Genomic DNA, 12,505 nt, shown 5'->3' on the forward strand with positions numbered 1-12,505 from the left:
CCGGAGTCACTGAAGATTAAGCTCGGGAAAATCGCCAAACAATCCGATAATCGACTGAGTGTTCGTTTATCGAACGGATTGTTGTTCAGCTAACAATCAGATCAAAGCTTCGCGAGCAGGCTCGCTCCCATCTTGGAATGCATTCCAGAATGTGGGAGCGAGCCTGCTCGCGAAGGGGCCAGCCTGTTCAATAACGATCTGCGCCCGACTCAGGTCGCATCCGCATGACTGACCATGCCCTTGATCAACACCGCCGCCGTCGCCAACCCCGCCGGGATCACCAACGCGGTCAGCACCTGCTCGAAATTCCAGCCCAGGCCGAGCAAGGTTGCGCCCATCCACGCGCCAAGAATCGCGCCAAAGCGGCCGATGCCGAGCATCCACGACACCCCGGTCGCGCGGCCTTGCGTCGGGTAGAAGCGTGCTGCCAATGACGGCATCGCCGATTGCGCGCCGTTGACGCACATGCCCGCCACCAGCACCAGCGTCGCCAGCAAGGTGATGTTGCCCAAGCTCTGCCCCACGGCGTAGGCAAACACCCCGGCCAGCAGGTAGAAAATGCCGATGACCTTGTGCGGATTGAAGCGGTCCATCGCCCAGCCCACCCCGACCGCGCTCAACACGCCGCCAAACTGGAACAACGCACCGATGAACGCGGCCTGTTCCATGCTCGCGCCGCTGTCGCGCATCAGCGTCGGCAGCCAACTGGTCAGCAGGTAGACGATCACCAGGCCCATGAAATAGGTCAGCCACAACAGCAGGGTGCCGGTGCTGTAAGTGCCGGAGAAAATCACTGCGAAAACGTTACGCGCCTTGACGGTTTTCTGTTCCGGCACGCTGAAGCTCGCAGCCTGGGCGACGGTAACCGGGTCGATCGGCGCGAGGGTCTTGCGTACTTTGTCGGTGCCACGGTTGCGCACCACCAGGTAGCGCGCCGATTCCGGCAGCCAGAACACCAATACCACGGCGAGGATCAACGGCAGGATCCCGCCGATCATCAACAGCGCGTGCCAGCCGAACGCCGGGATCAGTTTTGCCGAGATGAAACCGCCGCCGGCCATGCCGAGGTTGAAGCCGCAGAACATGCTGGTCACCAGCAGCGACTTCTTGCGCTCCGGGGTGTATTCCGAGAGCAGCGTCGTGGCGTTGGGCATGCCCGCGCCGAGACCGAGGCCGGTCAAAAAGCGCAACACCAGCAGTTGTTCGACGTTGGTGCTGTACGCCGAAGCCAGGCTGAAGCCGCCGAACAGAATCACCGCACCGACGAGTACGACTTTTCGCCCGAAGCGGTCAGCCAACGGGCCGGAGCCGAGCGCGCCGAAGACCATGCCGATCAGCGCGGCACTCATCACCGGGCCGAGGCTGGCGCGATCAATGCCCCAGTCTTGCGACAGCGCCGGGGCGATGAAACCCATGGCGGCGGTGTCGAGGCCGTCGAGAAATACGATCAGGAAACACAGGATCACCACCCGCCACTGATAGCGCGAGATCGGTTGGGCGTTGATGAAGGTCTGCACATCGAGGCAGTTACCCACAGCGGACTGAGGCTGGTTCATTATTTTTATTCCACGCAAAAAACGCAGTCGAACGGCGGCCGGCCAAAGGAAGGCACGGTCACAAGAATAGAAGGTTGTTATCAGGCGTTGCGGTGAACCCGGCAACAACGGGTGGGATACGGACAGTCGGGGAGCGAGCGCATGGTGAGTTGCCTCTTGTCATTATTATGGGGTCGACAGTCCGGCGAGCTCATTCACTTCAGCGCCGGATGACGCTGCCGCGACATTAATGATCCGAGGGTTTTAGCGTCAATTCGATAAACGCAACACTGTGCGTTTATCGAACAGCTTCCTCAGGCGAACAACTGCGCACTGAGGTCGCGACTGGCGCTGAGCAGGCCGGGCAAGAAGCGCTGCTCCAGTTCCGCGCGGCTGACTCGCCCGGCGTGGGTGCTGACATTCAGCGCGGCGACCACTTGCCCCGAGGCGTCGTACACCGGCACGGCGATCGAGCGCAGGCCCTGTTCCAGTTCCTGATCGACAATGCACCAGCCCTGTTGACGCACCTGCTGCAAACATTCGAGCAAAGCGTCGGGGGTATGAATGGTGCGGCTGGTCTTGGCCACGAGTTCAGCGTGGTCGAGGTATTCGCCCAGGGAGGTGTCATCCAGTGCCGCTAGCAGAATCCGCCCCATCGACGTGCAATACGCCGGCAACCGCCCACCGACGGAAAGGTCGACCGAGATCAATCGCTGAGTGGTCGCCGAACGCGCGATATAGAGAATGTCATCGCCCTCCAGCGTCGCCATGTTGCAGGCTTCGTGCAATTGCTCGCTCATACGGTCCAGATACGGCTGGGCCGAGACCGCCAGCGGCGTCGAGGACAGATAGGCGTGGCCGAGGGTCAGCACTTTCGGCAGCAGCGAATAGGTGCGCCCGTCGGTGGTGGCGTAGCCGAGCTTGATCAGCGTGTGCAGGCAACGGCGCACGGCGGCGCGGGGAATTTCCGTGCGATGACTGATCTGCGCGATGGTCAGGTGGCGTTTACGCTCCTGAAACGCCTGCACCACCGCCAGACCACGGGCCAGCGAGGTCATGAAATCCGGATCACCGGTCAGCGCCTGAATGCGCTTGGCCGGCGAGGCGACGATGGGCGGCGCCACCGACGTGAAGGAGTTGCGCATTTGATCGTTCATTTCTTGTCCTTGTCCGGCACACATCGATGCCTAGTCAAACGGCTCGCCGCGCGATGCACAAGCATCGCGGCGCCAACATTGGGCGATTATCGAACCGCCGACCGATAATCGCAATCCAGTGCCCCGCCCTCCTCTTCATCCTCGAGGCAGCTTTAGCGATTCTGCTCGCAACTTAGTTGTTCCAGTTAATGGCGCCAAAAACAGAACGCCTGTTCTATAACGCGGTCTTTACACTTAACTAGCGGTAAAAGTTGCCGGTAACAAAACCCTCACACATTCAGAACCGTTTTTAACTTGGCAAAGATAGTCATTCCCGAATCGGCCGCTATAATGCACCCTAGTCGCGGCGCTTTAATCAAAAGCCCGCGACTTGCTGAAACGAGGTCCTTCGTCTCAGCTCCGGCCAGCGCCCGGCGCCCATCACACATGCAACGCCAGCGCTCGCTGAAACAGGAAACTGATGCTGCGTCAGTTTTTATCTGGTGCCGTAGCCGCCTGTAACACGGAAGTCTTGATCGCCTCTGCAATGTCTCCGCGCCTGATCGGGCTGTGGATGACTGGCGGGTTCGCTCAATTGACTCGTTGCAGTGTGTTTCACCGGATATTCAATTCAACTCATACAGGTAGCACCGTGACGAAAGACGAACTGCGCGCGGAACTAGAGCGCCAGGAACAACGTTACAAGGAAGTTTACGGCGGGGAAGTCACCACCTACGCCGCTCAGCCGGAACCGGAACGCAAGGCATGGCGCAAGCGCCCTACTGTTCAGGATCAGGTGTTCAAGCAGGAAATCGAAAAGATCGAAAAGGAACTCAAAGCCGAAGAGCCATGAGCCACGGCGGTTGAGCATTCGAAAGTCGGCGTCCGCCTGAGCCACAGCGCGGTGGAAGACGACACCTCGCGCGCCCGCTACCTGCGGGCAGCGGCTGCATCGCTGTTCTGGGGCTTATGAACGAGCGTCCCACAGGTTTCAGAGATATTTCAGACAAGCGTTTGAGCCTTTGCGATGTCTGAAAAAATGGCTCGAAAATATAGTTTATTCAATAAAATCAAGTAGTTGAAAAACCCTGCGTGCTGCTTGGTTTTCACGCCCTGCAACAAATTAAATCGAAGAAGGGTGTGACCAGTGAGCAGACGGGGCATCGATTTCCTGTCTTTTCTGGCATAATCGCGCCCCCTTACGACCGGGTCAGAAAACCTTCATGATCGATTTATTCAGCGGACTGGATGCTTGGGTGCTTGTGAGCCTCTTGCTCGCCCTGACGTTTGTCCTCGCCTTCGAGTTCATCAATGGATTTCATGACACCGCTAACGCGGTAGCCACTGTTATCTACACCAAAGCCATGCCGCCACACCTGGCGGTGTTCTTTTCCGGTGTGTTCAATTTCCTCGGCGTGCTGCTGGGCGGCGTTGGCGTGGCGTATGCCATCGTCCACCTGCTGCCGGTTGAACTGCTGATCAATGTGAACACCGGCCATGGCCTGGCGATGGTGTTCTCGTTGCTCGCCGCGGCAATCGCCTGGAATTTGGGCACCTGGTACTTCGGTATCCCGGCTTCCAGCTCGCACACCTTGATCGGCTCGATCCTCGGCGTCGGCCTGGCCAACGCACTGATCAACGACATTCCGTTGAGAGATGGCGTGAACTGGCAGAAAGCGATCGACATCGGCGCCTCGCTGGTGTTCTCGCCGATGGCCGGCTTCCTCATCGCCGCGCTGGTGCTGATCGGCCTGAAATGGTGGCGCCCGCTGTCGAAGATGCACAAGACGCCGGAACAGCGTCGCAAGATCGACGACAAAAAGCACCCACCGTTCTGGAATCGTCTGGTCCTAGTGATCTCGGCCATGGCCGTGAGCTTCGTGCACGGTTCCAACGACGGCCAGAAAGGCATCGGCCTGATCATGCTGGTGCTGATCGGTATCGTCCCGGCGCAGTTCGTACTCGATCTGAACAGCACCACCTACCAGATCGAACGCACCCGCGACGCGACCCTGCACCTGAGCCAGTTCTACCAGCGCAACGCCGATTCGCTGGGTGAATTCCTGGCCCTGGGCAAGAGCGTGGAAGGCGACCTGCCGGAGAAATTCCGCTGCAACCCGCAGCAGACCGAACCGACCATCACCGCCCTGCTGCATACCCTCAAAGGTGTAGCGGACTACCATTCGCTGTCGTCGGACAGCCGCATCGAAGTGCGTCGCTACCTGCTCTGCCTGGACGACACGGCGAAGAAAGTCGGCAAGCTGCCAGGCCTGGAAGCCCGTGAAAAGGCTGACCTCGACAAGCTGCGCAAAGACCTGACCACCACCACTGAATACGCCCCGTTCTGGGTGATTCTGGCGGTCGCCCTGGCACTGGGCCTGGGCACCATGGTCGGCTGGAAGCGTGTGGTGCTGACCATTGGCGAGAAGATCGGCAAGCAGGGCATGACCTATTCCCAGGGTATGTCGGCGCAGATCACCACCGCCAGTCTGATCGGCATGGCCAACATTTTCAGCCTGCCGGTGTCGACCACTCATGTGTTGTCTTCGGGTGTGGCCGGGACCATGGTTGCCAACAAGAGCGGCCTGCAGGGTGGCACGGTCAAGACTATTCTGCTGGCCTGGGTGTTGACCTTGCCTGCGACCGTGGCGCTGTCGGCCGGGTTGTTCTGGTTGGCTTCGAAGGCTTTGGGTAGTTGATCTTTAGCTGTTGATTGGAAAAGGCGTGATTCGTGAGGATCACGCCTTTTTTGTTATAGGGATTGGGGGCATATCCGTTGCTGCGGGTGCTGCCGCTGGCGGTTTCGCTCTTACAGCGACTCACTTTTTCAAACGCCAAAAAGTAAGCAAAGGCTTTGCCCCGGCGTACGGCCCGCTCGCTGGGGCTCGGGGTACCTTCGTTACGGGACCGATCCGGGCGCAGCGGCTCCGGTTGGCTTCGCTGCACCTACACTCGCTGTGTACGACTGCGTCGTACGGTCGCTACGCTCCCACCCCCGGATCGATCCCGTAACGAAGCCTGCCGAAGGGGCAAAAGATCAAAAGCAAAAGCCAAAGCCAGATCAAGAGCCCCTCACCCTAGCCCTCTCCCAGAGGGAGAGGGGACTGACCGAGGTGTTTGGGCGAAACACGCCGACTTGCGATACCGAGTCGAGTGCAGGTTTTGAACACCGCAAAAATCGGCTCCCTCTCCCTCGGGAGAGGGCTGGGGTGAGGGGCGAATCCACCGAAAATCTCAAGCCATGCGACGCTTCTAACCACTCAACAATGAGCGCAAGCTCGAGTGCTTTTGATCTACGGGCGACGTCGGAAGGCTGAGTGGAGGGATTGATCCGGGCGTGGGAGCGCAGCGACCGTTCGACGAAGTCGAACACAGCGAGTGTAGGTGCAGCGAAGCAAACCGGAGCCGCTGCGCCCGGATCGATCCCGCAGCGAAGGAACCCGAGCCTGCGAGGGCCGAACGCAGGAGCTAGCGTTTTTTGCTTACTTTTTTGGCGCTTGTAAAAAAGTAAGTCGCCGTAAGGGCGAAATCGCCAGCCGCAACCCCCGCAGAAACGGATATACACCCAAAACCCCAACAGCCTGGTCGGCCCAAAGGCCGCCAAGGCCGCCAAGGCACAAAAAAAGGGGCAACCGAAGTCGCCCCAAAATGCCTTGCGTGCCCATCAATCCAGAAGAACTCACTTGCGCCGCTTATGCGCATCCTTCCAGATAAAAAATCCAAACCCTGCAAAAAACAGCACCATGAGCCCCACCGTGAGAACCCCGGCAAACACCACGTTATCGAAAAACATGACTGACCTCCCGGCCCTGCTTTGCTTTGCTGCGATGGACTCAAATTAACAAACACACAGGCGCACATATTGATCAGGATCAATATCCGCAACGAAGGGAAATAAAGGAGGGGAAATAACTGATCTGCATCAACCAATGCAGCGGGAGATCAACGCTTTTTCGGCTTGTTCTTCGACTTTTTCTTGGCTTTTCCCAACGGCATCGCCTGCTCGAAAGCCTGGCGCACTTCGTTCAGGCGCTTTTCGTTGAGGTCATGCACTCGCTTGGCGCGTTCAGTGCTGAGGTCGATCAGTTTGTCGTCTTGGCTCATGGCGTCCGGCACATCGCAGAAGAGATCACAGCTGCCGTCACCGACAGGATTGCGCCAATCATGCCGCTTGGCGCAGGCGCTGACCAGTCGCTGCTCAAATCTCGATATCAACCCACAAGCCCTGACGCGGCTGATCGTCTATCAGCGGCACCACCGGCACGGTGTTATCGGCATTGAGCTCAGTGCCGGGCACCGCCAGATGCTCTTCGGGATCTTCATCGGCCTCGCGACGTCGGCGGTCACGTTCTTGTTGACGACGCTGTTCTTCGCGCGCGAGCAGACGATCCTCTTCCGGATCACGCTTCTGCAGATCGATCGTGCTTTCGTTGGAGCTTTCCTGCACCGGCACCACTGGCGGGATGTCCGGCCGCTGGCGGATCGGATCCTGCTGGGAAGTGATCGGCACGGCGCTCAAGGGGAGCATCGGTGGCAACATATAAAGGTCTCCTGTCTGCAGGCTATCGGCTGGGGTGCAGGCGCCTTGAGCCGCCTGTCGTAATTGTGTGATGCACCTCGCACCCGTAGGAGCTGCCGCAGGCTGCGATCTTTCATGGGACAACGCAAAACCCAAGTGTTCCCACAGATCAAAAGATCGCAGCCTTCGGCAGCTCCTACGCCAGTAATCTTTGGCCCTGAAGCCCTCATTCCGTTAAGATAGCCCGCTTTTTCAAGGTGGGAGTCAGGCAGCATGGCGCAGCAGTATCAACCGGGGCAACGCTGGATCAGTGACAGCGAAGCAGAGCTTGGTTTAGGCACCGTTCTGGCACAGGACGGCCGCTTGCTGACCGTGCTTTACCCGGCCACTGGCGAAACCCGCCAGTACGCGCTACGGAATGCGCCCCTGACCCGCGTACGGTTCTCGCCGGGCGACTCCATCACCCATTTCGAAGGCTGGAAGATGACCGTGCAGCAGGTCGACGACGTCGACGGGCTGATGGTCTATCACGGCCTCAACGGGCAGAACGAAGTCGTCACCCTGCCGGAAACCCAGCTGTCGAACTTCATTCAGTTCCGTCTGGCTAGCGACCGCCTGTTCGCCGGACAGATCGACCCGCTGCCGTGGTTCTCCCTGCGCTACAACACCCTTGAACACACCAGCCGCCAGTTGCAGTCCTCGCTGTGGGGTCTGGGCGGCGTGCGTGCGCAACCGATCGCGCACCAGCTGCACATCGCCCGCGAAGTCGCCGACCGTATCGCCCCGCGCGTATTGCTGGCGGACGAAGTGGGTCTGGGTAAAACCATCGAGGCCGGTCTGGTGATCCATCGCCAACTGCTCTCGGGCCGCGCCAATCGCGTGCTGATTCTGGTCCCGGAAAACCTCCAGCATCAGTGGCTGGTGGAGATGCGCCGCCGTTTCAATCTGCAGGTCGCGCTGTTCGACGAAGAACGCTTTATCGAAAGCGATGCCACCAACCCGTTCGAAGACACGCAACTGGCGCTGGTCGCGCTGGAGTGGCTGGTCGACGACGAGAAGGCGCAGGACGCCTTGTTCGCCGCCGGTTGGGACCTGATGGTGGTCGACGAAGCGCACCATCTGGTCTGGCATGAAGACAAGGCCAGCGCGGAATATTCGCTGGTCGAGCAACTGGCCGAAGTGATTCCCGGCGTGCTGCTGCTCACCGCCACCCCGGAACAACTCGGTCAGGACAGCCACTTCGCCCGTCTGCGCCTGCTCGACCCGAATCGTTTCCACGACCTGGCCGCGTTCCGCGCCGAGAGCGACAACTATCGCCCGGTCGCCGAAGCGGTGCAGGAACTGCTCGACAAGGGCCGTCTTTCCGCCGAAGCGCACAAGACCATTCACGGTTTCCTCGGCAACGAAGGTGAAGCCCTGCTCACCGCCGTCAACGATGGCGACACTGAAGCCAGCGCCCGCCTCGTGCGTGAGCTGCTTGATCGCCACGGCACCGGTCGCGTGCTGTTCCGTAATACCCGCGCGGCCGTGCAGGGTTTCCCGGAGCGCAAACTGCACCCGTACCCGCTGCCGTGCCCGGACGAATACCTCGAACTGCCGCTGGGCGAACACGCCGAGCTGTACCCGGAAGTCAGCTTCCAGGCCCAGCCGGAAGCCAGTGAAGAAGAGCGCTGGTGGAAATTCGACCCGCGCGTGGAGTGGCTGATCGATCAGCTGAAAATGCTCAAGCGCACCAAGGTGCTGGTGATCTGCGCCCACGCCGAAACCGCGATGGACCTGGAAGACGCGTTGCGCGTGCGTTCCGGCATCCCGGCCACGGTGTTCCACGAAGGCATGAACATCCTTGAGCGTGACCGCGCCGCCGCCTACTTCGCTGATGAAGAGTTCGGCGCGCAAGTGCTGATCTGCTCGGAAATCGGCAGTGAAGGTCGCAACTTCCAGTTCGCTCATCATCTGGTGCTGTTCGATCTGCCGTCGCACCCGGACCTGCTCGAGCAGCGTATCGGTCGTCTTGACCGGATCGGCCAGAAACACATCATCGAACTGCACGTGCCGTACCTGGAAACCAGCCCGCAAGAGCGCCTGTTCCAGTGGTACCACGAAGCGCTCAACGCCTTCCTCAACACATGCCCGACCGGCAACGCCTTGCAGCATCAGTTCGGCCCACGCCTGCTGCCGCTGCTCGAAGAAGCCGATGACGGCGAGTGGCAAGCGCTGATCGACGAAGCACGCGCCGAGCGTGAGCGTCTCGAAGCCGAGCTGCACACCGGTCGCGACCGTCTGCTGGAATTGAATTCCGGCGGCGCTGGCGAAGGTGAAGCGCTGGTCGAGGCGATTCTCGAGCAGGACGATCAGTTCGCCCTGCCGATCTACATGGAAACCCTGTTCGACGCGTTCGGCATCGACAGCGAAGACCATTCGGAAAACGCCCTGATCCTCAAGCCGAGCGAGAAGATGCTCGACGCCAGTTTCCCGCTGGGCGACGACGAAGGCGTGACCATCACTTACGACCGCAACCAGGCGCTGTCGCGCGAAGACATGCAGTTCATCACCTGGGAACACCCGATGGTGCAGGGCGGCATGGATCTGGTGCTGTCCGGTTCGATGGGCAACACCGCCGTCGCGCTGATCAAGAACAAGGCGTTGAAGCCGGGCACTGTGTTGCTGGAATTGCTCTACGTCAGCGAAGTGGTCGCACCGCGCTCGCTGCAACTGGGTCGCTACCTGCCACCGGCGGCGCTGCGTTGCCTGCTCGATGCCAATGGCAACGACTTGTCGCCACGGGTGTCGTTCGAAACCCTCAACGATCAGCTGGAAAGCGTGCCCCGCGCCAGCGCCAACAAATTCATCCAGGCTCAACGCGATCAGTTGACGCCACGGATCAATGCCGGCGAAGAAAAGATCGCCCCGCGTCACGCCGAACGTGTGGCCGAAGCGCGCCGTCGTCTGGCCGCCGACACCGACGAAGAACTGGCGCGCCTGACCGCCTTGCAAGCGGTCAACCCGACCGTGCGCGACAGCGAACTGGAGGCGTTGCGCACTCAGCGTGAGCAAGGTCTGGCGATGCTCGACAAAGCGGCGTTGCGCCTGGAAGCGATTCGGGTGCTGGTGGCGGGCTAACCGCCCCGCTTCACCACTGAAAACCAAGAGGCCCGCAGTGATGCGGGCCGATCGTTCCCACGCTCTGCGTGGGAACGATCATGTGGGAGCGAGCCTGCTCGCGAAAACGGTCAGGCAGTCGCCGTAGAAATTTCAGGCTCAACCACCGCCACCAACCCCTCCTTCATCCGCTGTGCATCGCGAACAAAACACCGCGATGCCAGAAACAGAAAGACCATGGTCAGGAACAGCGCTACCGGGATCAGGTACATAGCGTCGTGCAGGCCGACAGCCTTGAACGCTTCGGTCATCTGCTCAGCCCCTGCCGCCAGCATCGCCGTGTGCGCGAAGTGATCCGACAGACCACCCACGACCACCGGCCCCAACCCGCCGCCGAGCAGATACAGACCGGCGAAGAACAACGCCATCGCCGTCGCCCGCAGGCGCGGTTCGACGACGTCCTGAATCGCCGTGTACACGCAGGTATAGAAGTTGTAAGCGAACAGCCAGCCGACGCTGAACACCGCGACGAACACGCCGATCTCAATGCGCCCGGCATGCAGCGCCCAGGCTGTGCACAACGTTGAAATGATCAGACTGAACGCGGCAAACAGCAGCCGCCCACTGGCGAAGCGCTGGTGAATCTTGTCGGCAATCCAGCCGCCAAGGGTCAGCCCGACCAATCCCGTCACGCCAACGATCAACCCGGTTGCCACCGCCGCCTCCTGCAACGGCATGAGGAAATAGCGTTGCAGCATCGGCACCAGAAACGAGTTGCAGGCATAGGTCGCGAAGTTGAAGCACAGCCCGGCCATCACCAGCCACAGGAAGGTCGGCACAGCGAGAACGCGGCGGATCGGTTTGTCGACTTTCTCTTGCGAGACCTGCACGGTTTCAGCCGCGCCGCGTTTCGGCTCTTTGATGAAGAACATGAACACCGCGAGGATCAGCCCCGGCACGGCGGCGATGAAGAACGGCGCGCGCCAGCTGTCGAAGGCCTTGACCATCGCGCCGATGGTGAAGAACGCCAGCAGCAGCCCCAGCGGCAGGCCCAGCATGAAAATACCCATCGCCCGCGCCCGACGGTGCGCCGGAAACAGATCGCCGATCAGCGAGTTGGCCGCTGGTGCATAACTGGCTTCGCCGATGCCGATGCCCATGCGCACGATCAAAAAGCTCCAGAAACTGCCGACCATACCGTTGACCGCAGTCAGCGCACTCCAGGTGGCCAGGCCCCAGCCCATCAGTTTGCTGCGTGAACCGGTGTCGGCCATGCGTCCGAGTGGCAGGCCGGCAATCGCGTAAACGATGGTGAACGCGGTGCCGATGATGCCCAGCTGAAAGTCGCTGAGGTGCCATTCCATGCGGATCGGTTCGATGATGATCGCCGGGATGGTGCGGTCGAAGAAATTGAACAGGTTGGCGAGGAACAGCAGGAACAGAATGCGCCAGGCATTCGCCGCTTGGGTCGAGTTCTGCATGGGTCCGTCTCTTTATTGTTATGAGGGCTTCACTGCCAGCGCGTCGAGCCCGGAACCTGCAATCTAGTCAGCCGCGCGGGGGCTGTCTGTCATCATTCGTCAGCCTGATATCGACCCATCGCACTGTAACGAAACGTAAGCCCTTGATAAGTCTGGAATCCCCCGCCATACGGGGCTTTCGCGGCAAAATCCGGCGACAAAAAAATAGTTTCGCACCCCCTTCCCAACGCCATGGCAAAGCCTAGAATGGCCACCGGATCCGTCCGGATCTTCCGATCAATCCCTTTGATACCCCCGCCCATGTCCGAAGCCAGTCCGTGTCTGAATTGCGGTGCCTGCTGTTCCCATTTTCGCGTGTCTTTTTTCTGGGGTGAGTGCTCATCCTCTGGCGGGACGGTGCCCGATGAACTTGTCGCGCAGATCACCCCGAGCCGGGTGGCAATGATCGGCACCGATCGCAAACCGGCGCGTTGCATGTCCCTGGCGGGTGAGGTCGGCAGTGCCGTGGCCTGCACGATCTATGACAAGCGCTCGAGTACGTGTCGTGAGTTCGAGGCGTCGTGGGAGAACGGCGAGCACAACCCGGACTGCGACAAGGCCCGCGCCGCCCACGGCCTGCCGCCCTTGCCGCCACACTGGAATGATCTGCCGCTGGAGCGCATTGCCTGAGCCTTAGCGCAAATCGCTATGAGGCTAATGGCAAAATCATTACGACCAATGTGCCACTACGCCTTG

10 protein-coding genes are annotated in these 12,505 nt (G+C 60.3%); 4 read left to right on the plus strand and 6 right to left on the minus strand.

All coding sequences use genetic code 11. The features are described 5' to 3' along the window. Nucleotides 1-209: 209 nt before the first annotated feature. Both pcaK and pcaR read right to left on the minus strand, forming a co-directional pair. Complete coding sequence (pcaK, locus tag ACZZ0K_RS17635; protein WP_073475852.1) at nucleotides 210-1,556, minus strand: 4-hydroxybenzoate transporter PcaK; 1,347 nt, start codon at nucleotides 1,554-1,556, stop codon at nucleotides 210-212. A gap of 293 nt (nucleotides 1,557-1,849) precedes the next feature. Next, nucleotides 1,850-2,692, minus strand: a complete 843-nt coding sequence (pcaR, locus tag ACZZ0K_RS17640; RefSeq protein WP_016771343.1) for a pca regulon transcriptional regulator PcaR — start codon at nucleotides 2,690-2,692, stop codon at nucleotides 1,850-1,852. A gap of 631 nt (nucleotides 2,693-3,323) precedes the next feature. On the opposite strand from pcaR, the gene ACZZ0K_RS17645 reads away from it, so the two are divergent. After that, the gene (locus ACZZ0K_RS17645; RefSeq protein ID WP_008080067.1) at nucleotides 3,324-3,524 is read left to right on the plus strand and encodes a hypothetical protein; all 201 of its coding nucleotides are present in this window, start codon (nucleotides 3,324-3,326) and stop codon (nucleotides 3,522-3,524) included. A 370-nt stretch (nucleotides 3,525-3,894) separates the two neighbouring features. Further along, nucleotides 3,895-5,370, plus strand: a complete 1,476-nt coding sequence (locus ACZZ0K_RS17650) for an inorganic phosphate transporter (protein ID WP_016771345.1) — start codon at nucleotides 3,895-3,897, stop codon at nucleotides 5,368-5,370. Between the two features lie 980 nt (nucleotides 5,371-6,350). On the opposite strand, the gene ccoM is transcribed toward ACZZ0K_RS17650, so the two are convergent. The 3 genes from ccoM to ACZZ0K_RS17665 all read right to left on the minus strand — a co-directional run bounded on the left by ccoM (nucleotide 6,351) and on the right by ACZZ0K_RS17665 (nucleotide 7,211). Further along, the gene (gene ccoM, locus ACZZ0K_RS17655; RefSeq protein WP_016771346.1) at nucleotides 6,351-6,464 is read right to left on the minus strand and encodes a cytochrome c oxidase subunit CcoM; all 114 of its coding nucleotides are present in this window, start codon (nucleotides 6,462-6,464) and stop codon (nucleotides 6,351-6,353) included. Nucleotides 6,465-6,613: 149 nt separating this feature from the next. After that, nucleotides 6,614-6,775 (minus strand): hypothetical protein, encoded by a 162-nt coding sequence (locus ACZZ0K_RS17660; protein ID WP_016771347.1) that lies wholly within the window; start codon nucleotides 6,773-6,775, stop codon nucleotides 6,614-6,616. 94 nt (nucleotides 6,776-6,869) lie between these two features. Then, nucleotides 6,870-7,211, minus strand: a complete 342-nt coding sequence (locus ACZZ0K_RS17665; protein ID WP_024011931.1) for a hypothetical protein — start codon at nucleotides 7,209-7,211, stop codon at nucleotides 6,870-6,872. Between the two features lie 252 nt (nucleotides 7,212-7,463). Here ACZZ0K_RS17665 and rapA point away from each other — a divergent pair, with 252 nt between their 5' ends. Continuing rightward, complete coding sequence (gene rapA / locus ACZZ0K_RS17670) at nucleotides 7,464-10,310, plus strand: RNA polymerase-associated protein RapA (protein ID WP_041478023.1); 2,847 nt, start codon at nucleotides 7,464-7,466, stop codon at nucleotides 10,308-10,310. Nucleotides 10,311-10,420: 110 nt separating this feature from the next. Here the strand turns inward: rapA and ACZZ0K_RS17675 are convergent, their stop codons facing one another. Then, nucleotides 10,421-11,770, minus strand: coding sequence for a spinster family MFS transporter (locus tag ACZZ0K_RS17675; protein WP_258707706.1), 1,350 nt, complete (start codon nucleotides 11,768-11,770; stop codon nucleotides 10,421-10,423). Nucleotides 11,771-12,070: 300 nt separating this feature from the next. Here ACZZ0K_RS17675 and ACZZ0K_RS17680 point away from each other — a divergent pair, with 300 nt between their 5' ends. Next, entirely contained in the window at nucleotides 12,071-12,439 is a 369-nt protein-coding gene (locus tag ACZZ0K_RS17680) for a YkgJ family cysteine cluster protein (protein WP_024011928.1), read from the plus strand. Nucleotides 12,440-12,505 lie beyond the last annotated feature (66 nt).

The sequence above is a fragment of the Pseudomonas sp. AC255 genome (assembly GCF_979258175.1).

Excerpts from the sequence above, each read along its gene's own strand:
- pcaK (WP_073475852.1), bottom strand. The coding sequence starts at position 1,556 with ATGAACCAGCCTCAGTCCGCTGTGGGTAACTGCCTCGATGTGCAGACC.
- pcaR (WP_016771343.1), bottom strand. The coding sequence starts at position 2,692 with ATGAACGATCAAATGCGCAACTCCTTCACGTCGGTGGCGCCGCCCATC.
- ACZZ0K_RS17650 (WP_016771345.1), top strand. The coding sequence starts at position 3,895 with ATGATCGATTTATTCAGCGGACTGGATGCTTGGGTGCTTGTGAGCCTC.
- ccoM (WP_016771346.1), bottom strand. The coding sequence starts at position 6,464 with ATGTTTTTCGATAACGTGGTGTTTGCCGGGGTTCTCACGGTGGGGCTC.
- ACZZ0K_RS17660 (WP_016771347.1), bottom strand. The coding sequence starts at position 6,775 with ATGAGCCAAGACGACAAACTGATCGACCTCAGCACTGAACGCGCCAAG.
- ACZZ0K_RS17665 (WP_024011931.1), bottom strand. The coding sequence starts at position 7,211 with ATGTTGCCACCGATGCTCCCCTTGAGCGCCGTGCCGATCACTTCCCAG.
- rapA (WP_041478023.1), top strand. The coding sequence starts at position 7,464 with ATGGCGCAGCAGTATCAACCGGGGCAACGCTGGATCAGTGACAGCGAA.
- ACZZ0K_RS17675 (WP_258707706.1), bottom strand. The coding sequence starts at position 11,770 with ATGCAGAACTCGACCCAAGCGGCGAATGCCTGGCGCATTCTGTTCCTG.
- ACZZ0K_RS17680 (WP_024011928.1), top strand. The coding sequence starts at position 12,071 with ATGTCCGAAGCCAGTCCGTGTCTGAATTGCGGTGCCTGCTGTTCCCAT.